Raw genomic sequence first — 23,949 nt, 5'->3', positions numbered from 1 at the left:
CTCACCGTTGAACGATCGTTGCCGCACAGCGCTGCGCTGTTGCCCGCTCAACGCTGCCGCAATCCCCACAGAGCAAATGGATTCCAGCTTCCGCTGGAATGACGGCGATGTGGTTCGCCGTGCAGGGAGTGCCCGTGCGTTACGGGCCTGGGTCCCGGCTTTCGCCGGGATGACGGCTTTCAGCCCCTCTCCCATCGGGAGAGGGGTTGGGGTGAGGGGTAACGAAGCCTCAGCGGTGAACAACCTTTTGCAACACAGCGCTGCGGTGTTTCTTATCGACCGAACGCAGACGCCAAACGGATTCCAGCTTCCGCTGGAATGACGGCGATGTGGTTCACCGTACAACGAGTGCCCGTGCGTTACGGGCCTGGGTCCCGGCTCTCGCCGGGATGACGGCTTTCAGCCCCTCTCCCATCGGGAGAGGGGTTGGGGTGAGGGGTAACGAAGTTTCAGCGGTGAACAACCTTTGCCGCACAGCGCTGCGCTGTTGCCTGCTCAACGCTGCCGCAAATCCCCACAGAGCAAATGGATTCCAGCTTCCGCTGTAACGACGGCGATGTGGTTCACCGTACAAGGAGTGCCCGTGCGTTACGGGCCTGGGTCCCGGCTTTCGCCGAGATGACGGCTTCGGTGACGCTTCCCGCATCACGCATCACGCATCACGCATCACGAATCACGCATCACGAATCACGAATCACGAATCACGAATCACGAATCACGAATCACGAATCACGAATCACGAATCACGAATCACGAATCACGAATCACGAATCACGAATCACGAATCACGAATCACGTTGCGAGCGCTACCACCGCCCGCCCAAAAAAATCAGAGCTCCGCCAGCTCCATCGTGTCGCGTTCGATGCCGTACTTGCGCAGCTTTTCCACCAGGGTCGTGCGACGCAGGCCGAGCAGCGGTGCGGCGTGGGCGACGACGCCGCCGGTCTGGGCGAGCGCGGCGCGGATCAGGTCCAGTTCGATGTTCGCGATGTGGCCGCGCAGGTCGATGCCCTGCGGCGGGAGCGTCGTGGTCGGCGACAACGTCGACGGATCCGGCGCCTCGGCTTCGCGCATCAGCGCCATTACCGGGGCCGGTTCTTCCGGCTGGATCGCGTCGATCGAGGCCAGCGTTTCGGCCGGCAGCGTGCAGCGGTAGCGCGCCGGCAGGTCGTCGGCACGCACCAGGCCATTGGGATGCAGCACGGACAGACGCTCCAGCAGATTGCTCAGCTCGCGCACGTTGCCCGGCCACGCGTACTGCTGCAGCATCGCGACCGCATCGCCGGCCAGCGTCACGCGGCCGCGGCCGCTGTCGGACAGCTGGCGCGAGATCGCGTTGATCAGGTCCGGCAGGTCGGCGGCGCGCTCGCGCAGCGACGGCATTTCGATGGGGAACACGTTGAGGCGGTAGAACAGGTCCTCGCGGAACTTGCCTTCGGCGATGTGCGATTCCAGGTTGCGGTGCGTCGCGGCGATCACGCGCACGTCGCACTTCATCGTCGCGCCGCCGCCGACGCGCTCGAAGCAGCGTTCCTGCAGCACGCGCAGCAGCTTGACCTGCATCGCCATCGGCATGTCGCCGATTTCGTCCAGCAGCAGCGTGCCGCCTTCGGCCATCTCGAAACGGCCCTTGCGCTGCGTCAGCGCGCCGGTGAAAGCGCCCTTCTCGTGGCCGAAAAGTTCGCTTTCCAGCAGGTCCGGCGGGATCGCGCCGCAGTTGATCGCGACGAACGGCTTCTCGCGACGCTTGGAACGCGCATGGATCGCGCGCGCGGCGACTTCCTTGCCGGTGCCGGATTCGCCCAGGATCAGCACGGTCGTGTCGAAGTTGGCGACCTGATCGATCATGCGGTTCAGGCGCAGCACGGCGGCGCTGCGGCCGGTCGGGCCGACCTGCGGGATCTCGCGGCGCGCGTCGTCGTCCAGGCGCTTGAGGCTCGCGCGACGCAGCACGTCCTGCAGCTGCGTGCGACGGATCGGGTAATCCAGCGCCCAGACCGAATCGGGGTGGATCTGCACGCGCCAGCTGGCGTTGTCGCCATGGCCCGGCAGTTCGAGCACCGGCGGATGCATCGGGTGCGAGCCCAGCCACGCGGCAAAACGGTCCCATGCGGCCGCGTCGCCGCTGGTGTCGCCGGCGATGACGGCGACCCAGTCGGTGGCGCGCGCGCGATCGAGGTTGATCTCGCTCGCGTCGGCCGCGATGCGCGGGGTGAAGTCCATGAACTCGAGCAGCGTCGCCACGCGCTCGGCGCGCGCGAGGTCGTTGTCGATCAGGAGGATGCGGGACTCGCTCATGGGGTTTCTTCCGTGGCCAGGCGCTCCAGCAGCGGGAGCACGTCCTGGATGTAGGCCAGCTTGCTGACGAAGGCATCGGCACCGGCGCGCAGGGCGTGCTCGCGGTGCTCGGTGTCGTCGAAATGGCTTGCGATGACGATGAAGGGCAGGGGTTCGTCCTGCGCCTTGATCAGGCGCGCGGCCTGAAGGCCGCCCATCTCCGGCATCGCCATGTCCATCAGCACCACGTCCGGACGCAGCGTCTCGCACTGGGTGATGGCTTCGATGCCGTTGCCGGCAGTGCCGACGACATTCGCCCACGGCTGCTTGCGCAGGTGGCGGATCGCCGCGCTGATGAAGCCCGGATGGTCGTCGACGATGAGGATTCGCAGTTCACGCATGATGGTTTCAGCCCGCCTTCGCCATGAGAGCGGCCGGACGGCGGCGCTGGCGCGCCGGCGCGATGGCCAGCTGGTCACGGTACTTGGCGACGGTGCGGCGCGCCACGCGCACGCCCTGGCGGGCGAGCAGGCCGGCGATGGTGTCGTCGGCGAGCGGCGCGTGCGAGGGCTCGTCGTCGATCAGGCGCTTGACCATCGCCTTGACCGCGCTGCCGGAGACTTCCGCGCCGTCCAGGCGTACGGCGAATAGCCGCTTGAGTTCGATCGTGCCGCGCGGCGTCTGCAGGTACTTGCCGCTGGTGATGCGCGAGACGGTGGATTCGTGCATGCCGATGGCGTCGGCGACTTCGCGCAGCGTCAGCGGGGCGATGGCTTCCTCGCCGCGCTCCAGGAACGCGCGCTGGCGTTCGACCAGCACCTGCGTGGTGCGCAGCAGCGTGTCGTTGCGCATCGCCACGCCGCGCACCAGCCAGCGCGCTTCGTCGAGCAGGCCGCGCAGCGCGGACACGTCGCCGGGCGCATCGGCCAGGGCGCGTTCGCAATGCGGCGCGATGCGCAGGCGCGGCGCGGTGCGGCCGTTCAACGCGACGTGCCAGCGGCCGTCGGCGCGCCAGGCGACGACGTCGGGCACCACGATGTCGCGTTCGTTCACGGCGGCATCGGCGATGGGATGGGCGCGCAGGGTGAGGATCAGCGCGACGGCGGCGCGCACGGCCTCGGCGTCGACCTTCAGCGCCCTGGCGAGCGCGGCTTCGTCGTGCATCGCGAGCAGGTCGATGTGATCGGCCAGGATGCGCGCGGCGAGCGTGCGGGCTTCGGATTCGGGCTGCAGCGAGAGCTGCGCATCGAGGCATTCGGCGGCGTCGCGCGCGGCCACGCCCGGCCATTCGCCGTGGAGCAGGCGCTGGCGGACGATTTCCAGTTCCGTGGCATCGACATTGCAGGAGCTGGCACCGAGCAGGTGCAGTTCGTCGAGCGGGGCTTCGAGGTAGCCGCGATCGTCGCACTGGTCCAGCCACCACGCGGCCAGTTCGACGTCGCGCGGCTTCCACTGCAGCGACAGCGACTGCAGCAGGCGCACGCGCGGATCGCTCGATTCCCCGTCGGCGATCCGCGAAGCGGCGTCGTCGTCGAACTCGCCGCCGCCGTTGCCGCCGGACAGGAACGACGGCTCCGGAAGCTCGTCCCATGCGGCCGCTTCCTGCTGCGCGTCCGTCGCCGAGTCGACCCCCTCGTCCTCGGCTTCGTCCTGTTCGAGCAGCGGGTTGCGCTCCAGCGCCTGGCGAAGCTCGAGTTCGAGCTGCGGCGCGGTGAGCTGCAACAGGCGGATCGACTGCAGCAGTTGCGGCGTCAGGTTGACGCCCAGCCCGAGCTTCGGGCTCATCGTTGCTTTCACGGTTGTGTCCCCATCCGCCGGAGCCGGCGGCACGGAAGTCATCGTGATGTGAAGGTGACGGCAAACGAATCAGGGCGTGCCCGGACATCTCTCGGGGCAAACCTGTCGTGTTGTAGGGGCCGCCCTTACTTTGCGACGTGTTCCTGACTGGCCCTGTGCGCCTGCGTCAGGCAGTGACGCGGGTGGGCACGGAGATGGCGGTCACAATTTGGCTTTGTGACGAGGAATTGGCGCTTGGGGTGTGACGGGTTCGTGGCGTCGCGGGGGTGTTGCAAGGGGTGGGCCAGAAGGGGCCCTGCCTTTTGCTTTTGCCTTTGCCGTTGCTGTGGCTGTTGCTTGCGCCTTGATCAGCGCTTAAAGCGAGCCGAGCACCGCGAGTTTTGGCGACGACCCCTCTTTGGTGAGGAGCGCAGGGGACCGGCGTCGCGTAGCGGCGCCGGCTCGCGTCAGGAGCGGGTGGTTTTGGTTACTTTTGCCGAAACAAAAGTAACCCGCTCGCTTGCGAGCGGAAGCTTTGCACTTGCTTGAATGCTGTTGCTTTGCTGCTGCTTGAGGGGCGGCCCGGCAACAACAAGATCAACATCACGAGCAACAGCTTCCGCCCTGAAGGGCGGGTTACTTTTGTCTTGGCAAAAGTAACCAAAACCGTTCGCTCCTGACGCGAGCCGCCGCTGCGCGGCGGTGCCCTGCGCTCCTCGCCGGAAAAGGGACGTCGCCCGAACTCGCTACGCTGCGCTCCGCTCAGACAGCGGGCGACTCTTCGCCCTTTTCCGACTCCGGTGCTCGGCTCGCTTTAAGTCGCTGGGAAAGGCAGAAGCAACCGCAAAAGCGGTAGAGCATAAGCAACAGCCGGGGCTACGGCTTTGAGCCCCTCTCCCGCCGGGAGAGGGGTTGGGGTGAGGGGTAACGAAGCCTCAGCGGTGAACGGCCGTTGCTGAACAGCGCTGCGCTGTTGGCTTCTCGATCGAACGCAAAAGCGAAATGGATTCCAGCTTCCGCTGGAATGACGACGAAGATGGTTCGCCACGTCGGAGTGCCCAAACCCTACAAGCCTGGATCCCGGCTTTCGCCGGGATGACGGGGTTCTTTAAGGCCGCGGCAAATGAAGAATGCCAGCTACGGGAAACACAGAAGTGCGCCGACCCTGCGCGCAGCTGGCGCTACCGCCGCCACCCGGCGGCGAAGAAAAACCTCAGCCCGCCGGCCGATCGTGCAACCGCATCGCCATGCGCAGCAGTTCGATCGCGTTGCGGCAGCCGAGGGTGGCCATGATGCGGGCGCGGTGGGTTTCCACCGTCTTGACGCTGATGCCGAGGTCGGCGGCGATCTGCTTGCTGGTGCGGCCAGCGCCCAATGCGGCGAGGATCTCGCGCTGGCGCGGGGGCAGGGCGTCGACGCCTTCCTCGCTGCGCGGGCGCGCGAACAACTGCGGCGCCGAGACCTGCGGGCTGAGGTAGGTCCGGCCGGCGGCCGCCGCGCGGATGGCGATTTCCAGTTCCGCCGGCGCGGCTTCCTTGACGACGAAACCGCTCGCGCCACGGGCCAGGGCTTCACGCACGTGGGTGGGATCGTCATGCATCGACATCACCACCACGCGGCAGTCCGGATGGTCGCGGCGCAGTTCCACCAGCGCCTCGAAACCGCTGCGGCCGGGCATGGAGAGGTCCAGCAGGACGATGTCCGGCTGGTGCTGGCGCGAGCCGACCACGGCCTGGTCGGCATTGGCGGCTTCGGCCACGACTTCGATGTCGGCGAAGGACTCCAGCAGACGCCGCAGTCCAGCCCGCACCAGTGTGTGGTCGTCGCATATCAGTACGCGCAACAGCCCCGAGCCCAACTCCGTTCCCCAAAAGCGTCAACTCTCCGTCGGGGCACCTTAGCCGAGGTGACGCGAAGGGACCATTCGCTCACTTCCGGAATGTGACGGGTCTGACAAATGTTCCACCGTGCCCGCGAGCACCGGACGCACCGGTATGGGCCTTTTTGTCAGGCCTGTCGCATTCATTTTGGGGTTTCGCAGCCGGGCGAACGCGAATGTTCCACGCTCCGGGCGTCGGGGATCAGCGCAGGCGCCGGCTTTCGGCGACCTGCTTGCGGTGCAGGCGGAACAGGTGACGCTCCAGGGCGTCGGCCAGCGTCGCGGCCATCGGCTCGAAGGCGATCCAGACGCGGGCGCCTTCGGCGGCGATCACGTGCGCCGGCAGTTCGATGCAATCCGGCAGCCAGTCGGCCGGCTGCACGCGCAACGTGCCGCGGGCGCCGGGACGGATCGCCAGCGCGTCGCCGAGGACGTCGATGCGCGCGCCGCGCGTGGACCAGCGCAGCACGGTCGGCGGCGGAAGGTCGCCGCGGTCGCGCAGCATCGTGCCGAGCAGGCCGAGCACCAGGTCGAGCTTGGCCTCGACGCGTTGCAGCGCGGAGGACGGTTCGGCGTGTTCGTCGCCGTCCTCGCTGCGCGCGTTGTCGCTCAGCGCCAGCGAGGTGAGCAGCATTTCCGCATGCGCCGCGGCGACGTGCGCGGCGGCGGTGTTGGTCGGACCGGGCAGGAACGCCGCCGGGCGCCGGTCCTGGTGGACCAGCACGTCGTCGAACAGTTCCAGGTCCGCCGACTGCGAGGTCATCCGGCCAGGCTCCGGTAGGCGAGGGCGCCGCGACGTTCGCGGCCCATGCGCGCGAGGATCGCCGCGGTTTCGTCGCGCATCACCACCAGGTCGGCCAGCAGCGCCTGCTGCTGCGCCAGCAGGTCGCGCCACGGTTCGGCCGACAGGCCCGACAGCTTTTCCGAACCGAGCGTCTCGCGGAGCACGCGGTCGTGCTCGGCGAGCAGTTCGATCGCCAGCTCCCACTGCTGCGCGTGCATCGCCGCGCGCACCTGCGCTTCGGGCAGGGCGGGAACGGCAGGCGTGGCGGCGTGGGTCATGGCGTGGCTCACGGCTTGGGCGCGATGGCGAGCCAGGCCGATTCGATGTCGCCCAGCAGGCCGTCCACTTCGGTCAGCGCGGCGGCGTCGTTGTCGCTGTTGGCGATCAGCAGGCGCTGCTGCGCGTAGTCGTACAGCGACTGCAGGCCCTGCGCGATCTCGCCGCCGGCGTCGAGGTTGAGCGCGCCGCTCAGGCCGGTGATCAGGCCGCTGGCGTCGCTGATGGCCTTGGCCTTGCGCGGGATGTCGCCGCGTTCCAGGCACGCGCCGGCCAGGCGGATGCGATCGCGCGCACCCGACAGCATCAGCGCGACGAGGCGATGCGGATCGGCCTCCAGCACGGCGGCGCTGACGCCGGTGCTGCGGTACTGGTTGGCGTAATTGCGGTTGGCGCCGAGCATGACGATGAGCTCCTGGTATTTCTTTTAGCCGAATTGCTGCGAAAGGAAGCCGCTGGAGCCCTGGAGCTGGGTGACCATCTGCTCCATCGCGGTGAACTGCGCGGTGTAGCGGGTCTGCAGCGATTCCATGCGGCGATCCAGGTCCTCGTACTGCTTGTCGTACGTCTTCAGGCGCGCGTTGAGGCTGTCGCTGCGCGAGTCGAGCAGGCCGTCGGTTTCCAGCACGCTGTCGAGCATGCCTTCCAGGTCGGCGCCGTAGCCTTCCTCGCCCGAGAACAGCCGCGACAGCGCGCCCGGATCCTCGCCCAGCGCCTTGGTCAGCGTGCTGGTGTTGAGCGCGAGCGTGCCGTCGGTGTTGATCGACAGACCCAGCGCCTTGAAGGCGACGACGTTCTCGCTGGCCATGTTGCGCAGCGAGCTCTGCAGGCCGCGCACCATCGAATCGCCGGTGAGCGCCGAGGCGGTCTTGGTCTCGGCGTTGTAGGCGGTGAGCGACTTGGTGAGGCTGATCGAGGCGTTGTATGCGGTGACGAACGCCTGCAGCGTCTTCTGCACGGCGGCGTCGTCGGTGGCGACCTTCAGGCTGAAGGTTTCGCCGGGCTTGGCTTCGGTGAGGTTGAGCGTCACGCCGGGCAGCAGGTCGGTGAGGCTGTTGCTGCTGGACGTGCGCGTCAGGCCGTCGACCTTCACCACGGCGTCCTTCGCCGCGACGGTTTCGGTCATGGACGTCTGCACGCCCGGGTCGTAGACCAGCGCCGACAACCCGCCGTCGCCACCGCTGGTGGTCACGCGCAGCTTGCCTTCCAGGCCCGAATCGACCGCCGTGAGCACCAGGTGCTGGCCGCCGTCGGCGTTGACCAGACTCGCCTGCACGCCCTTGCCGGCGGCGGCGGTGTTGATGGCGGTGCGGATGTCCGACAGCGTGTTGCGGCCGTCGGCGATGTCCACTTCGATCTTCGTGTCGCCGGCCTCGATGACGAGCTTGCCGGTGCCGATCTTCGCGTCGGCGGCCTTCGCCGGCGAGGTGAGGCGGTGCGCGCTGGCGAGCGATTCGACTTCGATCTTGTATTCGCCGACGGTCGCGGTGGTGTCGGCCGAGGCGGTGAAGCCCGCCTTGTCCTGCACGGTCGCCGTGCGGGCGTCGGTGCCGCCGTCCTTGCGCAGCTTCTCCAGCGAGGACTGCAGGCTGGAGAAGATGCTCTTGAGCGAGCCCATCGCCGACAACTGCGTCTTGGCGGCGTTCTCGCCGCGCGCGATGCGGCTTTCGATCGGCGAGCGTTCGGCGGCGACGAGCTGGGACACCAGCGACGGGATGTCGATGCCCGAACCGAGCGTGGAAATGGCCATGACCGCTTACCCTCCGCGTCGACCGTGCACCGCGCGCGGCGGCAGGGGACGGGGCGAACGATGAGCGGTCATGGCGACTCCTTTCGGAAAAAGCCGGAGGGATGCGTTCGCGCGCATCCCACCGGGGTGCCATCGGGGCGCGGTTCGCGCGCCCCTTCCGGCGGTGGATCAGCCCAGCAGGCTGAGGACGTTCTGCGGTACGGCATTGGCCTGGGCGAGCATCGCGGTACCGGCCTGGCTGAGGATCTGCGTGCGGGTCAGCTCGGCGGTTTCCTTGGCGTAGTCCGCGTCACGGATGCGGCTGCGCGAGGCGCTCAGGTTCTCGCTCGTCGCCTGCAGGTTGGCGATGGTCGAGGTGAAGCGGTTCTGCACCGCACCCATGTCGGCGCGGGCGGAGTTGACGCTGGTCAGGGCCTTGTCGACGATTTCCATGGCCTGCTGCGCGCCGGTGAAGCTGGAGATGTCGAGGTCCTTGATGTACTTCGTGCTGCCCGCCGAGGCGGTGGCGGTGGCGGCGATGCCGGCTTCGGCCATCGTGATGCCCGTGCCGCCCGTCAGCGTGCCGGCGGTGAAGGAGAAATCCTTGCCCGCGGTGATCGAGGTCAGCGTCAGCTTGTTGCTGGAATCCAGCGAGGCGTAGACGCCGGTCTGGTCCATCTTGTCGTTGATCGAAGCGGCCATCTTCTTGGCCACGTCGCCGCCCGTGTCGCCCACGCCGATGTCGACGGTGTCGATCGTGACGCCGTTGACGGCCATGCTGGCCAGCGTGCCGGTGGCGGTCGCCGTGCCGGTCGAAACGGCGGCGGTCGAGGTCTGCGCGGCGGCGAACTGGGCCTTGCCCAGGGCGTTGGCGTTGGCGTCGACGATGCTGTTGACGGCGATGGTCTGGCCCGAGTTGGCGCCGACCTGGAACAGCGCGCCGGCGAAGGAGCCGTCGAGCAGCTTGGTGCCGTTGAAGTTGGTCTGGTTGGCGACGCGGTCGATTTCCGAGACCAGCTGCGTGACTTCGGCGTTCAGCGCGTCACGGTCGGACTGCGAGTTGGTGGCGTTGGCCGACTGCACCGACAGCTCGCGGACGCGCTGCAGGTTGTTGCCGATTTCGACCATCGCGCCTTCGGCCGACTGGGCCAGCGAGATGCCGTCGTTCGCGTTGCGCACGGCGACGTCGAGGCCGCGGATCTGCGTGCTGAAGCGCTCCGAGATCGCCAGGCCGGCCGCGTCGTCCTTCGCGCTGTTGATGCGCAGGCCCGACGACAGGCGCTGGATGGTGGTGCCGAGGCTGGCGCTGCTGGTACCCAGGTTGCGCTGGGCGTTGAGCGACATCACGTTGCTGTTGATGACTTGTGCCATGGTGATTCTCCGTAGGTTTCGGTTAGGGCACCGGCGAAGCGCTCGCCGGCCGGCAAATACCGCAGTGGTTGGTCGGTGTTGCCGGCCCTTGCCGCTGCTGACCTAGATATCGGTGCCCCTGGGGAAACCTTTAGCTCCTGGTTGACACAAGCCGTGATTGGGGAGTCGGGATTCGGGATTCGTGTGAAACGTCACGGTTTCGACGTCGATCCTGGTTCCAACCCTGCTTCTTCGCCGTCATTCCCGCGAAGCGGAATCCATCGCTTAAACGCTCAAGACTCCGGCGGGCCTGACATTCCGGGCCGCCGGATTCCCGCCTTCGCGTCACATCAGATCGAACAGCGAACTCGACTGCAGCCGCATGAAGGCCTGCTGCGCCGCCTGCAATGCCGTGCTTTCCAGCTGGAAGCGGCTGATCGCCTCGGCGTAGTCCAGGTCGCGGATGCCCGACAGCGTGGTTTCCAGCGTGACCGACTGCGCTTCGCGCAGGTCGGCCGCACTGTCCATCGCCGCCAGCTGGGCGCCGCCGGTGGCGCGCCCGTCGATGAAGTGCTCCTGCGCCGTCGCCGCATCGCGCAAGGAGGCTTGCAGCGCGTTCTGCTGCGCCGCGCGCTGCTGCGGGGAGTCGTCGGGCATTTCCAGCGCGCCGACGAGGTCGTCGATCATGCCGAACACGTCGTTGGTCTTGGCCGGGCCGACGGAGAAGCTGTCGCCCGCGGCCGGTGCGCCGTCGATGCGCAGGTTCAGGCCACCGACGTTGATGCCTTCGCCGCTGGCGTAGGTGCCGGTGCCGATCACCGCACCGCCCGCGTCGCGCAGTTCGTACGCGTCGGGCGCGGTGAACACGACGCTGTAGCTCGCGCCGTTCCAGCTGCCCGAATCGTCCAGGCCGAATTCCATCAGCACGCCGCTGCCGGCGTTGGTCGTGGCGGCGCTGCCGTCGATGCGGCCGTCGCCGGTCTTGACGCGCATGAACAACTCGCTGCCCGGCAGCGTGTCGGACACGAACTGGTCAGGTGCGATCTCGACCTCGCGCTGGCGCTGGTCGCCGGTGTAGCTGACGTTGCCGCCGCTCACCACGAACGGCGCGTGATCGTCGGCAGTGCCGCCGAACAGATAACGACCGCTGCCGTCCTGGCTGTTGGCCAGGCCGATGAGTTCTTCGCGGATCACCTTCAGTTCGGCGGTGATCGCCTTCTTGTCGTCGCTCGACATCGCGGCGTTGTTGGCCTGGATGGTGAGCTCGCGCACGCGCGCCAGCCGGTCGCCGGCCTGCGCGAGCACGCTTTCCTGAAGGTTCAGGCGATTGCCGAGCAGGTTCGCGTTCTCGCCGAAGCGTTCGAGTTCGGCCGTGGCGCGATCGAGCGACACCGCGGTGCCGGCGGCGACCGGATCGTCCTTCGCCGTGACCAGGCGCTGGCCGAGTGCGAGCTGCTGCTGCGTGTGCGACAGGCCCGCCTGCTTGCGCAGCATCGTGCCCAGTTGCAGCGCGTACGCGCCGGCCGTGGAAATGCGATTGTTCATCCGCGCACCGCGCTGAGCAGGGACTGGAACATGGTGTCGGCGGTGGAAATCACCTGCGCAGCGGCCTGGTAGGCCTGCTGGAATCGCAGCATGTTCGCCGCCTCCTCGTCGAGGTTCACGCCGGAAATCGAATCGCGCGCGGCCTGCGCCTGGTCGTACAGCACCTGCTGCGCGTCGGCGGCGTAGTCGGCCTGTCGTGCGGCCGAACCAATGGTGGTGGTGAGGCCGCCGATCGCGCCGTTGAGCGACACCGTGCCGCCGTTCAAGGCCTTCGCATCGTCGAGGTTGCCCAGCGCGATCGCGTTGCCGTTGTCGCTGGAACCGGCGCCGGTGCTGCCCACGCTGAACCTGTCGCCCGCGGCGGGCACGCCGTCGAGGCTGAGGCTCCAGCCGTTCGCGTTGATCGGCTGGCCCGGCGTGTAGGTGAAGGGTCCGGTGCCGTTGACGGTGTACTGCGTGCCGTCGATGAACTCGATGTCGGCCGGCGTCAGCAGGTTGGCGTTGGTCGAATCGGTGACCTTCACCGAACCGATCCGGCCGGTGCCGACGTTGTCCAGCTCGGCCTTCGCCTTCACCGGAGTGGCGGCTGCTATCCGGTTGGGATCGTCGATGGCGACGTTGATGCCGCCGGCCGCGCCCGCGGTGGGCTGCAGCAGGAAGCGGTCGCCCGAGGCCGGCGCGCCGCCGACGACAAGTTCGACGCCGTTGATCACCAGCGGATCGGCTGCGGTACCGGTGCCGGTAAGCGGCACGTTGGCGCCGGTGTCGGAACGCGTGGCGCTCCACGCGGTGCCGTCGAATTTCAGCACGACGTTCTGCGCGTCGAGCTTGGACAGATCGCCGACGCTCGCCGTCAGCGTGCCGGTGCCGGTGTTGTTGGCGTTGCCGTTCACGCGCGGCGCGGGCACGGTGAAGAAGTCCGTGCCCATCTGGCCGTTGAGGTCCATGCCGGCGCGGTGCTGCTGGTTGAACGCCTCGGCCAGCCCCACCGCGATGCGGCCCAGTTCCGACTGCGCCGGATCGAGCACGTCGCTGCGGAAATCCATCAGGCCGCCGATCTTGCCGCCCAGCGAGGAATCGTTGAGCTGGATCTGCTGGCCGTTGCCGTCCAGTGCAAGACGCACGCGTTCGGGACGATAGGGATCGGTCGCGACGGTGAGCTTGGAGGACGTGTTGCCCACCACCAGCGCCTGTCCGCCGGAAGTGAAGACGTTGAGCGAGCCGTCGCCCTGCTGCACGGCGGTGCCGCCGGTGAAGCCGACCATCTGCGAGACCAGACGGTCGCGCTGGTCGAGCAGGTCGTTGGAGACGTTGTTCGGGTTGCTGACGATCTCCCCGTTGAGGCGCGCGATCTCCGCACCGATGCGGTTGACTTCCTCGGCGCTGCTGCGCAGGCCGCTGTTGACTTCATTGCTCAGCGAATCGAGCTGGTTGTTGAGCTGCTTGAAGCGCGCGGTGAGCGCCTTGGCGTCCGACAGCACGTCCTCGCGCGCGGCGGACGATGCCGCATTGCTGGTCAGTCCGGTCGTGGCGTCGAAGAAGTTCGACCACACGCCGGCAAGGCCGGTGGCCTTGTCGGAGAACAGCGTGTCGACGCGCGAGGCCAGGCCCGACAGCTGCTGCGCGCGGGCGAGTTCGCCGCCGCTTTCCAGCAGCCGCGTGTTCGCGAGCTGGTCGGCGATGCGGCGCACGTCGGCCACCTGCACGCCGTTGCCGACGTAGCCGTAGCCCATGTCGGTGGGCGAGCGCGTCGACAGTTCGACGCGCTGGCGCGAATAGCCTTCGGTCGCGACGTTGGCGACGTTGTGGCTCACGGTCGCCAGCGCGCGCTGGAACGCGATCAGGGCGCCGGTGCCGGTGGACAGGACATTGGCCATCGTCAGCCTCTCGTGTTGCCATCGAGCGCGGCGAGCGCGCGGTTGAGCGTGGCGCCTTCGGCGATCGCGTTGATCTTCGCGGCGTAGGCGGGGTCGGTGGCGTAGCCGGCCTTCTGCAGCGCCTGCGCGAACTGGCGCGTGTCGCCGCCGGCCGCGCGCGCCTGCGCGTAGCGCGGGTTGTTCAGCAGCTTCGCGTAGTCGGCGAAGCTCTCGCCGATGGAACCGTAGGCGCGGAAGTCGGCGCGCTCGCTGACGCGCTGGCCGTCCACGTATTCGTGCGTGCCGGCGTTGACGCGGTTGCCGCTCCACTTCGAACCGGCCTTGATGCCGAACAGGTTGTGCGAGGTGGCATCACCGCCGTCCTTCGCCAGGCGACGGCCCCAGCCGGTTTCCAGCGCGGCCTGTGCGACCAGCGCCTTGGGATCGACGCCCAGTTCCTGCGCCGTGCGCTGCGCGTGCGGCCAAACCGAACGCACGAAGGCTTCGGGGCTGGAGCAGTCGAGCTTCGCGTTGGGATCGCATTCGACCTGCGGCGTTTCCACGCGCGGCAAGGCGGGCGCGGCGATGCCGGGCAGCGACACGCCGCCGCTGCTGGGCGTGAGCGACAGCGGCATCGGCGAGGCGGCCGGCGTCATCGGGAAGCCGCCTTCGGGCGTCACGGTGGCGCTGGCGCCGCCGGCGTTGCGCGTGAGCTGCTGGACGATGATCGGCGCCAGGCCCAGGCCGCGGCCCTTGGCGATCTCGCGCGAGAGCTGCTGGTCGTACATGTCGCGGTAGGTCGAGTTGTCGCCCATCAGCGAGTCGCCGAAGGACGCGCTGCGCATCGACTTGACCAGCATCTGCGCGAACTGCGCCTCCAGCTGCTGCGCCGCGTATTCCACGCGCGAACGATCGGCGCGCGGGGCGTCGGTCGTGGAGAGCGGCTGTGCGGTGGTCGGGCGCAGGTGCATGGTGGGGTCAAGGCAAGAGTTGTGCCGTTGAACGCCAGAAATGCGACTCCCTCCCCTGCGACTGCAGGGGAGGGTTGGGGAGGGGTGAAGTCGGGGACGGAAGCGCTCGGCACTGCATGCCTCGCGACCCCTCCCCAACCCTCCCCTGCAAGCAGGGGAGGGAGCAGATGCGCTCCCGCCCCATCAGATCACCTCCAGCTCCGCCCGAAGCGCGCCGGCGCGCTTGAGCGCTTCCAGGATCGCGACGATGTCGCCGGGCGCGGCGCCCACGGCGTTCACCGCGCGGACGATCTGCTCCAGCGACGTGCCGCCCTGGAACAGGAACATGCGACCGCCGTCCTGGCTGGCTTCGACGGTGGATTGCGGCGTCACCACGGTCTGGCCGCGGCTGAATTCGTTGGGCTGGTTGACCTGCGTGTTCTCGGAGATCGACACCGTGAGCGAGCCGTGCGACACGGCCGCCGGCAACACGCTGACGTTGCCGCCCATCACGACGGTGCCGGTGCGCGAATTGACGATGACCTTCGACGCCGCGGCGCCCGGGCTCACGTCCAGCGATTCGAGCTTCGCCAGGAAACCGACGCGGTCGCCGTCGGCGGGCGGCGCGACCTCGATGGTCACCGCGTCCACGGCGCGGGCGCGGCCGTTGCCGAACTCGCGGTTGACCGCGTCGACGATGTGCGCTGCGGTGGTGAAGTCGGCTTCGTGCAGGTTGAGCGTGACGTTGCCCGACGCCGGCGCCCCGGCGACGGCGCGCTCGACGATCGCGCCATTGGGAATGCGGCCGCCGTTGGGCGCGTTGACCGAAATGCGCGAGCCGTCCTTGCCCGACGCGCCGAAGCCCGACACGACCAGGCTGCCCTGCGCGATGGCGTAGACCTGGCCGTCGACGCCCTTCAGCGGCGCCATCAGCAGGCTGCCGCCGCGCAGCGAACCGGCGTTGCCGATGGACGACACGGTGACGTCGATCGGCTGGCCCGGCTTGGCGTACGGCGGAAGTTCGGCGTGGATCGCGACGGCGGCGACGTTCTTCAGCTGCGGGTTCACGCCCGGCGGAATGCTGACGCCGAGCTGGTCGAGCATCGTCTTCAGGCTCTGCACGGTGAAGGGCGTCTGGCTGGTGCGGTCGCCGCTGCCGTCCAGGCCGACGACCAGGCCGTAGCCGATCAGCGGATTGCCGCGCACGCCGGCAACCTGCGCGAGGTCCTTGATGCGCTCGGCACGCGCCGGCGGAACGACGGCGAGCGTGAGCGCGAGGCCGGCGATGGTGCAGGCGAGGGCGTAGGCGATGAGGCCGGAGCCTTTGGGCAGGCGCGGCTTCGTAACGGCCGCCATGACTTTCAAAACCGTCATCCCGGCGAACGCCGGGACCCAGGCCCTCAGCGTCCGATGGGGGTGTGCCGCAACTTCAGGCGCGTCCAGCCTGGGTCCCGGCTTTCGCCGGGATGACGACGAAGGGGCGCGCGAAGGCGAGTGCGACGAAGCATGCGCCGACGAGGAGGAATCACGCGTATCCATGGCCCCTCCTCAGTACGGGTAAACGGCGGAATTGAAGAACCGGCCGAGCCAGCCCATCGCGTTGGAACGCGCGAGCGTGCCGCGGCCGCCATAGACGATCTGCGCGTCGCCCACGCGATCGGAGGAAATGCGGTTGTCGGGACCGATATCGGCCGTCCGCACGATTCCTTGAACCTGGATCAGCTCGTCGCCCTGGTTCAGGCGCAGCTGCTTCTGCCCGCGCACCAGCAGGTTGCCGTTGCCCAGGTTCTGTACGACGGTCGCCGTCACCGAGCCGCTGAGGCGGTTGCTCTGCGTGCTGTTGCCGGCGCCCTGGAAGTCGCGCGAGCCCTCGACCGAGGCTTCCAGGATCGGGTTGCCCTTATAGGTGATCGGCACGCCGGCGATGGTCGGCGCGGCCATATCGATGCCCGATTCCTTGCTCACCGACGTGTTCGCCTGCGCGCGCGCGCTGGTGTTCTCCACCAGCACGATTGTGACGAGGTCGCCGACGTCGCGGGCCTTGTTGTCCTCGAACAGGCGCAGGCTGCGGCTGGCGTAGATGGAGCCTTCGCTGGCGGGCGCGGCCGGGGCGACGATCGCCGCGGGCGGCGCGGCCATCGGCGCGAACGGGCGCACGTCGCCGACGACGGCGGCGCAGCCGGCCAGCGCGAGCGTCGCGCCGGCGATGGAAAGACGGAAGAACGCGTTCACGGCTGCACTCACAGATTGTTGTTGAGGAAGCCCAGCATCGAGTCGGTGGTCGAGATCGCCTTGGCGTTGGTCTCGTACGCGCGCTGGGTTTCGATCATCGACACCAGCTCTTCCACGACGTTGACGTTGGAGCCTTCCAGCTGGCCCTGCGCGAGCTGGCCGATGCCGTTGGTGCCCGGCGCGCCCTGCTGCGCCGGGCCGCTGGCGCCGGTCTCGACGAACAGGTTCTTGCCGATGGCCTGCAGGCCCGACGGATTGACGAAGTCGGCCAGCGTCAGCGCGCCGACCTGTACGTCGTCGGCCTGGCCCTGCACCTTCACCGACACGGTGCCGTCGGCGCCGATGGTCACGCTCTGCGTGCCTTCGGGAAACTGGATGCCCGGCTGCACCGGATAACCGTCGCTGGTCACCATCTCGCCCTGCGAATTGCGCTTGAAGCTGCCGTCGCGCGTGTAGGCGCTGCTGCCGTCGGGCATCAGCACTTCGAAGAAGCCGCGGCCGTCGATGCCGACGTCGAGCGCGCCGCCGGTGACGTTGAGGTTGCCCTGCGAGAACTCCTTCGCCGTCGCCGCCACGCGCACGCCGGTACCGGTCGACAGGCCGGTCGGCGCCTGCGTCTGCTCGGACGTCGCGCCGCCGGGCTGGCGGACCGTCTGGTACAGCAGGTCCTGGAACTCGGCGCGATCGCGCTTGAAACCGGTCGTGTTGACGTTGGACAGGTTGTTCGAAATCACCGCCATGCGCGTCTGCTGCGCGTCGAGGCCGGTCTTGGCGATCCATAGAGCCTGGGTCATGGCGTGTGTCTCCTGTTCGTTGAAGCTTTTCCTCTTCCGTCATCCCGGCGAACGCCGGGACCCAGGCTGGCAAGGCTTCAGTTGTGTCGCGGTTTTCGATCGATGCGTTACGGGCCTGGGTCCCGGCCTTCGCCGGGATGACGGCCAGGGCGCGGCGCTTCAGGAACAGCCATCAGCGCGAACCAAGTAGGGAATTCGCGCTGCGTGCGTTCTCATCCACGCTCTGCAAGACGCGTACCTGCATCTCGAATGCGCGGGCGGTCTGGATCATCTGCACCAGCATCGAGGTCGCCTCGACGTTGCTGTTCTCCACCGCGCCGGGCGTGAGCGAATCGCCCGCGGCGGGGGCGGGCGGCTGGCCGTTCGCCGGGCGCATCAGGCCGTCGTCGCCGCGCACCAGTTCGGCGGTGCGCGCCTGCACGACGCCCAGGCGTCCGGCTTCGGCGATGGTGTTGGCGGGCTGGCCCTGGGGAACGATCGAGATCGTGCCGTCGCTGGCGATGTCCATCGACTGGTACGGCGGCACGGTGAGCGGCGCGCCGTCGGCACCGAGCACCGGGCGCCCGTTGCTCGTCAGCAGGCCGTTGGCGTTCATCGCCAGGTTTCCGGCGCGCGTGTACGCGGGGTTGCCCTGCGCGTCCTGCACGGTGAGCCAGCGATCCTGGTTCAGCGCGACGTCCAGCGTGTTGCCGGTGTTGAGGATCGCGCCGTGCGTGTCGCTGACGCCGTAGGTCTGGGATGCGGCGGCCACGCGCGAGGCGTGGCCGTTGCCCTTCACCGGCGTGGCGGTGGAACCGGCGAGCGTCGCCTGGAACCCCACCGTGTTCGCGTTGGCGAGGTTGTGCGACACCGACGCCTGCGTCTTCAGCGACGTGCTGGCGCCGGTCATCGCGATGTAGAGCGCGCGGTCGGTCATGGCGGACCTCCTGTGTCATCCCACCCGCGCTTAGCGGATGTTGATGATCGTCTGGGTGACCTGGTCCTGCGTCGAGATCATCTGCGCGTTCGCCTGGAAGTTGCGCTGCGCGGTGATCATGTTGACCAGCTGTTCGGTGAGGTCGACCGTGGACGCTTCCAGCGCGCCGGACTGCAGCACGCCGAAGTCGGCGGTGTCCGGCGCACCGATGCGCGGATCGCCCGACGCGTAGGTTTCGGCCCACACGTTGTTGCCCTGCGGCTGCAGGCCCTGCGGATTGGTGAACGTGCTCAGCGCGACCTGGCCCAGCGCCTGGTCGGCGCCGTTGGAGAAGCGCGCGTAGACCACGCCGGTGGAGTCGATGTCGATCTCGTTGAGCTTGCCGGCGGCATAACCGTCGGGGTTGATCTCGCGCAGCGCGAAGGCCGAGCCGTACTGCGCCGAGCCGGACAGGTTCAGCGTCAGGTTCATGACGCCGGCGCCGGTGGTCGGGGTGAACGGCGCCATCGTGATCTGGCCGTTCGCCGGCGTCACCAGCGCGCCTGAGCCGTTGAACTGCAGCGTCGTCGGCGCGCCGACGGCCGTGCCGTCGATGTAGTTGTGCACCTGCCACTCGTTCGGGTTGGCGGTCTTCACGAAGTAGGACGTCTGCACGTGGCCGACGCCGAGCGAGTCGTACACCGTCGCGCCGCCAGTGGAGTGGTTGTAGGTGTTGGTGTCGGTCGGATCGAACGGCGTGACCGTCGGCGCGGCCGCGTTGCCCGGCAGCGTCACCTGCATGTCGACGTTGCCCGACGCCTGCGGCGGGCTCGTCGTGGTGAGCAGCTGCAGGTCGACCAGGCGGCCCACGTCGAAACCGTTGCCGTTGGCGTTGGGCGCGAACACCTGCAGGCGCTTGCCGTCGGGCGTGCCGATGAAGCCGTTCGGATCGGGCTGGAAGTTGCCCGCGCGCGAATACACGCGCGCGCCGTTGTCGTTCAGCACGAAGAAGCCTTCGCCGTCGATCGCGACGTCCAGGCCGCGGCCGGTCGGATCGATGTTGCCCTGCGAGAACTGCTGCGCGACGTTGCTCAGCTTCACGCCCGAGCCGATCGCGTTGCGCGACAGGCCGTACGCGGTCGACGAGAACAGGTCGGCGAACTCGGCGCGCGATTCCTTGAAGCCGGTCGTGTTGACGTTGGCGATGTTGTTCGCCGTGACGTTGAGGTCGGCGTTGGCGGCGTTGATGCCGGACAGCGAAGTGTTGAAACCCATTGGATGTTCTCCGGAGAGAGGAAGCCCCTCTCCCGCGAGCGGGAGAGGGGTTTGGGGTGAGGGCTGCGGTTCGTCAGCGGATGCGGAGCACGTAATCCAGCGGTGCCGTGCCCAGCCCCGCCAGGTCGAGGAACACGCCGTCGCTGCCGACGGTCACGCTGTCCACGCGCGATTCGACGTAGGTGCTCAGGTCCTTCTTCGTTTCGCCCGAGCCAATCGTCGCGGTGACGCCGTAGGTGCCGGCCGCGAGGCGATTGCCTTCCGCGTCCTTGCCGTCCCATTCGAAGGCCACTTCGCCGGCCTTTTCGGCCTGCACGGTGATCTTGCGGACGCTCTGGCCGTTGGCATCGGTGATGTCGAAGGTGACGGTGCCCGCATCGGGTGCGGCGACGACGCCGTTGACGCTGCCCTCGGCGCCCAGCGCCATCTTGGCCGACGGCACCAGCACGCTGCGGCCCACGAGCGAGGCGCCGCGCAGCATCTGGTCGGTGGCGAGCGATCCCTTGAAGCCATCCATCGACGTCTGCAGGCCCTGGATGCCCTGCACGGTGGAGAACTGCGCGAGCTGCCCGAGGAATTCGCTGTTCTCCATCGGATTGAGCGGATCCTGGTGCTGCAGCTGTTCGGTCATCAGGCGCAGGAAATCGGCCTGCCCGAGCGAGTCGGACTTCTTGGTGGTGTCGGTGCCGGTGGTGCTGGCGCCGTAAGTCGAGACGAAGTCGGATATGGAGGTCATCGGAAGTCCTGGTCAGGTTCGGCGGCGCGCGGTCAACGGCCCATCTGCAACGTCGACAACGCCAGTTCCTTGGCGCTGTTGAACACCTCGACGTTGGCCTGGTAGCTGCGCGAGGCGGAAATGAGGTCGACCATCTGCGCCACCGGATCGACCGCGGGCGCGTACACGTAGCCCTGGGCGTCGGCGAGCGGGTGGCCGGGTTCGTAGCGCTTGAGCGGCGCGTCGGTGCTCTCGCGCACCTCGGTGACGTTGACGCCGGCGAGCGAGGGATCGCCCGGCACGCCTTCGGCGCGGAACACCGGCTGCTTGGCGCGATAGACCTCGTCGGGATTGCCCGCGACGGAGTCGGCGTTGGCGAGGTTGGAGGCGATCGTCGACAGCCGCACGGACTGCGCGTTCATCGCCGAACCGGCGACATCGAAAATGGGCAGGTTGCTCATGCGCGTTCCCCTTACTGGCCTGTGATCGCGGTGAGCATTCCGCGCACCTTGGATTCGACGAAGGTCAGCGAGGCGCGGTACTCCAGCGCCGCCTGCGCGAACAGCGCGTGCTCGCGCTCGCCATCGACGGTGTTGCCGTCGACGCTGGGCTGGCTGCTGGGCCGGGCGAAACGCGCGCCCTGCGATGCGGCGTCGATGGCGTCGCCGGCGGCGGCATTGGGCTGGAGCGCCGACTGCAGCGCCGAGGTGAAGTCCAGGTCCTGCGCCTTGAAGCCGGGGGTATCGGCGTTGGCGAGGTTGGCCGACAGCAACTGCAGCCGCTGCTCGCGCAGGGCCAGCGCAGTGCCGTGGATGCCAAGGAAATCGGACATGACGCCTCCGGGGTCGGGTTCACCCGGAGCAGAGGCAAGGCGCGTGCCAGAGGGCTTCGCGGCGGCCTTTTTGCTGTCATCCCCGCGAAGGCGGGGATCCATGCGTCCGCGGCCGCACGCTCGACGGGGGGCTTGAAGCATCTGGCAAGTGGATTCCGGCCATCGCGGGAATGACAGCCAGAACGCCTTTACGCCAGCGCATTCACCCGTGCCGCCACGCGCTGCGCCAGCTCGTGTTCGGAGTACTTGGGCACGAAGTCGTCCGCGCCCACGCGCTCGACCATCGCCTGGTTGAACACGCCCGACAGCGAGGTGTGCAGCAGCACGAACATGTCGCGCAGGGCCGGGTCGCGTCGGATTTCCGTCGTCAGGGTGTAGCCGTCCATGGCGGGCATCTCGATGTCGGAGATGACCATGGCGTAACGCTCGTGCGGGTCGATGCCGCTGAGGACCAGCGCCTGCAGGTGCTCCAGCGCCTGGCGGCCGTCGGACAGCAGGGTCGAACCCAGGCCCAGCTGCTCCAGCACCAGGCGGATCTGGTTGCGCGCCACGCGCGAGTCGTCGACCACCAGCACTTCGCGCGGAGCCGTCGGGCTGGTGGCGGCAAGCGGGGCGATGCGGTCCGCGTCGCTGGCACGCGGCGCGGACTCGGCCAGCACGCTTTCCACGTCGATCAGCTGGATCAGCTCGCCGTGGTGGCGCGTGACGCCCGTGAGGTAGTGCTGCTCGGCGCCGTGCTCCGGCGGCGGGTGGATGTCCTGCACCGCGATGTTGACGATGCGGTCGACCGCCGAAACCAGGAAGCCCTGGACCGATCGGTTGAATTCGGTGACCACCAGGTACTTCGGTTCGACCGAGTCGGCGTCGCCATGGCCGATGGCGCGCGCCAGATCGAGCACCGGGATGCTGCGCCCACGCACGTCGGCCGCGCCGCTGAAGGCCGGCGGCAGCTGTGGCAGGGTGAACAGCGGCGGGCGCGGGAGGACCTCCTGCACCTTGAAGACGTTCACGCCAAAAAGCTGACGCGTTCCCAGGCGGAACAGCAGCAGCGCCAGCCGGTTGTGGCCGGCCAGGCGGGTGCGTTGGTCGATGCGGTCGAGCAGGTCCTGACTCATGGTCGGGTTGTCGGCCGGGGACGGCGGGACTTGAGCATGCCGGCGGCGGTGCAAGGGGCGGGCCGGAGCTTCGCGACAGTGACGGTGAGCGGTGGCGTGGCGGGAAGGCGTTCCGGCACAAATCCTGCACGCACCCTCCGAATCTCTCCGGAGCCCTGCCATGCGCGCCATCCTCAACGTCCTGCTGACCGCCCTCGTGGCGCTGGCGCCGTCGTGGGCGATCGCGGGCGAGTTCCAGCCAGTCGGGTCCATCCGCGACGCCGCGATCGCCGCCCTCGGCGCGACGGCCGCGAACGGGCAGGCCGAGGCGTCCGTCGATTCGCGCCTGCGCATGCCCGCGTGCGCGCAGCCGCTGGCGGCGACCGTCACCGGGCCGACTTCAGTGGCCGTGCGTTGTGCCGATACCCCGGGGTGGCAGCTCTACGTGCCGGTGCGGGTGCGGCGCGAAGCCGACGTGGTCGTCCTCGCCCGGCCCGTCCGCGGCGACGAGCCGATCGGGCCGGAACACCTGGCCGTGCAGCGTCGCGAACTGGGCGCCAGCGACGGCCCGGCCGTGACCGACCCGGCCGCCCTGGTCGGCAAGCGCCTCCGCAAGGCGATGCCGGCCGGTGCGGTGCTGCAGGCCGACGATGTGGGCGGGAACGACGCGCTCAAACGCGGCGACCCGGTCACGCTGGTGTCGCGCGCCGGCGGCATGGAAGTGCGCATGGGCGGCCGCGCGATGGGCGCGGGGAAGCTGGGATCGACCATCTCGGTCGAGAACACCGCCTCGCGCCGTATCATCCGGGGCCGCGTGGCGGGTCCCGGGCTCGTGGAAGTCAATTTGTGACGTTCCTTACAAAGTTGTCAGGTTTTCCCCTCAAGTCCGGCCGCGGGCGGCCGTTATCCAGTTCGAACACGTTCTCAAGGAGTCAGCCATGACCCACAAGATCGACGGCGCCATGTCGCCCGCCCTGCGCCAGATCGAAGCGACCGGCAGCACGTCCGTGCAGTCGCGCTCCGGTGCCGACCGCGGCCAGCCTGTCGGCGCCACCGCCGCGGCCGACCAGATGCGCCTGACCGGCGATGCCACGAACCTGCAGGCGCTGGAGCGCGAGCTCGGCGCGGCCCCGGCCGGCATCGACGTGGCGAAGGTCAACGCCATCCGCACCTCGCTCGCCGACGGCAGCTACAAGGTCGACCCGCAGGCGATCGCCGATCGCATGCTGTCGCTCGAGAACGCGCTGTCCAAGTGAGCCACCGCGGATGAACGCGCACCCGCTGGACGCACTCGAGGTCGCCCTCAACGAGGAGCGCCGCGCGCTGCTCGACCACGACGTCGAGGCGCTGCTGCGTTCCACGCAGGCCAAGCTCGAAGCGCTGCGCGCGGCCGAACGCGCCGGCGCGGCTGCCAACGATGCACCGCGCGTGCTCGCCCTGAGCGAGCTCAACCATGCCAACGGCGCACTGCTGGCGCGTCGCCGCCGCGAAGTGAACTGGGCGCTGCGCCACCTCGGCCGCCTGGACGCCGACACCACCTACGACGCCACCGGGCAGTCCGGCGCCAAGCCGCACAGCCGGCTCAACGTGTCGGTCTGAGTGCCTTCATTCGTGATTGGTGATTCGTGATTCGTGATTTGTAGATGCCTCAAGGCCCGCCGTCCGGTGGGCCTTCGCGCATCTGGCGGC

24 protein-coding genes and 1 pseudogene are annotated in these 23,949 nt (G+C 68.5%); 3 read left to right on the top strand and 22 right to left on the bottom strand.

Annotated features, from left to right (window positions below; genetic code table 11):
- Positions 1-829: 829 nt before the first annotated feature.
- The 22 genes and pseudogenes from GOY17_RS15475 to GOY17_RS15375 form a co-directional block, all read right to left on the bottom strand.
- Entirely contained in the window at positions 830-2,299 is a 1,470-nt protein-coding gene (locus GOY17_RS15475; RefSeq protein WP_157031062.1) for a sigma-54 dependent transcriptional regulator, read from the bottom strand.
- On the bottom strand, positions 2,296-2,679 hold the full coding sequence (locus GOY17_RS15470) for a response regulator (protein WP_115845006.1): 384 nt from the start codon (positions 2,677-2,679) through the stop codon (positions 2,296-2,298). The genes GOY17_RS15475 and GOY17_RS15470 overlap by 4 nt, the downstream gene beginning before the upstream one ends.
- Positions 2,680-2,686: 7 nt before the next feature.
- Positions 2,687-4,075 carry an RNA polymerase factor sigma-54 gene (rpoN, locus tag GOY17_RS15465; RefSeq protein ID WP_115845004.1) on the bottom strand — a complete coding sequence of 463 codons (1,389 nt, stop codon included), beginning with the start codon at positions 4,073-4,075 and terminating at the stop codon, positions 2,687-2,689.
- Positions 4,076-5,267: 1,192 nt separating this feature from the next.
- Positions 5,268-5,897, bottom strand: a complete 630-nt coding sequence (locus GOY17_RS15460) for a response regulator transcription factor (protein ID WP_115843574.1) — start codon at positions 5,895-5,897, stop codon at positions 5,268-5,270.
- 238 nt (positions 5,898-6,135) lie between these two features.
- Positions 6,136-6,696 (bottom strand): PilZ domain-containing protein, encoded by a 561-nt coding sequence (locus tag GOY17_RS15455; RefSeq protein ID WP_157031061.1) that lies wholly within the window; start codon positions 6,694-6,696, stop codon positions 6,136-6,138.
- Positions 6,693-6,995 (bottom strand): hypothetical protein, encoded by a 303-nt coding sequence (locus GOY17_RS15450; RefSeq protein WP_157031060.1) that lies wholly within the window; start codon positions 6,993-6,995, stop codon positions 6,693-6,695. Before GOY17_RS15450 ends, GOY17_RS15455 begins: the two co-directional genes overlap by 4 nt.
- 8 nt (positions 6,996-7,003) lie before the next feature.
- Positions 7,004-7,396, bottom strand: a complete 393-nt coding sequence (fliS, locus tag GOY17_RS15445; protein WP_115843544.1) for a flagellar export chaperone FliS — start codon at positions 7,394-7,396, stop codon at positions 7,004-7,006.
- Between the two features lie 24 nt (positions 7,397-7,420).
- Positions 7,421-8,743, bottom strand: coding sequence for a flagellar filament capping protein FliD (fliD, locus tag GOY17_RS15440; RefSeq protein ID WP_157031059.1), 1,323 nt, complete (start codon positions 8,741-8,743; stop codon positions 7,421-7,423).
- A gap of 168 nt (positions 8,744-8,911) precedes the next feature.
- Entirely contained in the window at positions 8,912-10,093 is a 1,182-nt protein-coding gene (locus GOY17_RS15435) for a flagellin (protein WP_115843540.1), read from the bottom strand.
- 324 nt (positions 10,094-10,417) lie between these two features.
- On the bottom strand, positions 10,418-11,617 hold the full coding sequence (flgL, locus tag GOY17_RS15430; RefSeq protein ID WP_115843538.1) for a flagellar hook-associated protein FlgL: 1,200 nt from the start codon (positions 11,615-11,617) through the stop codon (positions 10,418-10,420).
- The gene (gene flgK / locus GOY17_RS15425) at positions 11,614-13,494 is read right to left on the bottom strand and encodes a flagellar hook-associated protein FlgK (protein ID WP_157031058.1); all 1,881 of its coding nucleotides are present in this window, start codon (positions 13,492-13,494) and stop codon (positions 11,614-11,616) included. Before flgK ends, flgL begins: the two co-directional genes overlap by 4 nt.
- A gap of 2 nt (positions 13,495-13,496) precedes the next feature.
- Positions 13,497-14,444: a flagellar assembly peptidoglycan hydrolase FlgJ gene (flgJ, locus tag GOY17_RS15420; RefSeq protein ID WP_157031057.1), complete on the bottom strand. Its 948-nt coding sequence runs from the start codon at positions 14,442-14,444 to the stop codon at positions 13,497-13,499.
- 183 nt (positions 14,445-14,627) lie between these two features.
- Positions 14,628-15,779 (bottom strand): flagellar basal body P-ring protein FlgI, encoded by a 1,152-nt coding sequence (locus GOY17_RS15415; RefSeq protein ID WP_157031056.1) that lies wholly within the window; start codon positions 15,777-15,779, stop codon positions 14,628-14,630.
- 192 nt (positions 15,780-15,971) lie between these two features.
- Positions 15,972-16,655 carry a flagellar basal body L-ring protein FlgH gene (gene flgH / locus GOY17_RS15410; RefSeq protein WP_115843570.1) on the bottom strand — a complete coding sequence of 228 codons (684 nt, stop codon included), beginning with the start codon at positions 16,653-16,655 and terminating at the stop codon, positions 15,972-15,974.
- Positions 16,656-16,663: 8 nt separating this feature from the next.
- Positions 16,664-17,449 carry a flagellar basal-body rod protein FlgG gene (gene flgG, locus GOY17_RS15405; RefSeq protein WP_115843532.1) on the bottom strand — a complete coding sequence of 262 codons (786 nt, stop codon included), beginning with the start codon at positions 17,447-17,449 and terminating at the stop codon, positions 16,664-16,666.
- A 172-nt stretch (positions 17,450-17,621) separates the two neighbouring features.
- On the bottom strand, positions 17,622-18,365 hold the full coding sequence (locus GOY17_RS15400) for a flagellar basal-body rod protein FlgF (RefSeq protein ID WP_115843529.1): 744 nt from the start codon (positions 18,363-18,365) through the stop codon (positions 17,622-17,624).
- Between the two features lie 30 nt (positions 18,366-18,395).
- Positions 18,396-19,619 carry a flagellar hook protein FlgE gene (flgE, locus tag GOY17_RS15395; RefSeq protein WP_115843527.1) on the bottom strand — a complete coding sequence of 408 codons (1,224 nt, stop codon included), beginning with the start codon at positions 19,617-19,619 and terminating at the stop codon, positions 18,396-18,398.
- A 73-nt stretch (positions 19,620-19,692) separates the two neighbouring features.
- A complete protein-coding gene (locus GOY17_RS15390) occupies positions 19,693-20,355 on the bottom strand; it encodes a flagellar hook capping FlgD N-terminal domain-containing protein (RefSeq protein WP_157031055.1) in 663 nt (220 codons plus the stop codon).
- A gap of 32 nt (positions 20,356-20,387) precedes the next feature.
- Positions 20,388-20,795: a flagellar basal body rod protein FlgC gene (gene flgC, locus GOY17_RS15385; protein WP_115843523.1), complete on the bottom strand. Its 408-nt coding sequence runs from the start codon at positions 20,793-20,795 to the stop codon at positions 20,388-20,390.
- An 11-nt stretch (positions 20,796-20,806) separates the two neighbouring features.
- Positions 20,807-21,106: a flagellar basal body rod protein FlgB gene (flgB, locus tag GOY17_RS15380; RefSeq protein ID WP_425477954.1), complete on the bottom strand. Its 300-nt coding sequence runs from the start codon at positions 21,104-21,106 to the stop codon at positions 20,807-20,809.
- Positions 21,101-21,166, bottom strand: a pseudogene (flgB, locus tag GOY17_RS19155) (flagellar basal body rod protein FlgB); the annotation flags it as partial. The gene flgB (GOY17_RS15380) and the pseudogene flgB (GOY17_RS19155), both read right to left, overlap by 6 nt.
- Positions 21,167-21,354: 188 nt before the next feature.
- Positions 21,355-22,281 (bottom strand): chemotaxis protein, encoded by a 927-nt coding sequence (locus GOY17_RS15375; RefSeq protein WP_115843519.1) that lies wholly within the window; start codon positions 22,279-22,281, stop codon positions 21,355-21,357.
- Between the two features lie 160 nt (positions 22,282-22,441).
- Between GOY17_RS15375 and flgA the strand changes: the two genes are divergently transcribed.
- The 3 genes from flgA (at position 22,442) to GOY17_RS15360 (ending at position 23,859) form a co-directional block, all read left to right on the top strand.
- Entirely contained in the window at positions 22,442-23,110 is a 669-nt protein-coding gene (gene flgA / locus GOY17_RS15370) for a flagellar basal body P-ring formation chaperone FlgA (protein WP_157031054.1), read from the top strand.
- Positions 23,111-23,198: 88 nt separating this feature from the next.
- On the top strand, positions 23,199-23,516 hold the full coding sequence (gene flgM, locus GOY17_RS15365; RefSeq protein WP_115843515.1) for a flagellar biosynthesis anti-sigma factor FlgM: 318 nt from the start codon (positions 23,199-23,201) through the stop codon (positions 23,514-23,516).
- 10 nt (positions 23,517-23,526) lie between these two features.
- On the top strand, positions 23,527-23,859 hold the full coding sequence (locus GOY17_RS15360; RefSeq protein WP_157031053.1) for a flagellar protein FlgN: 333 nt from the start codon (positions 23,527-23,529) through the stop codon (positions 23,857-23,859).
- Positions 23,860-23,949 lie beyond the last annotated feature (90 nt).

It is taken from the genome of Lysobacter soli (genome assembly GCF_009755585.1).
Taxonomy (GTDB): Bacteria; Pseudomonadota; Gammaproteobacteria; order Xanthomonadales; family Xanthomonadaceae; genus Lysobacter_J; species Lysobacter_J soli.
Note: the sequence above shows the minus strand (reverse complement) of the source record. Positions and strands in the feature narration are given on the sequence as shown.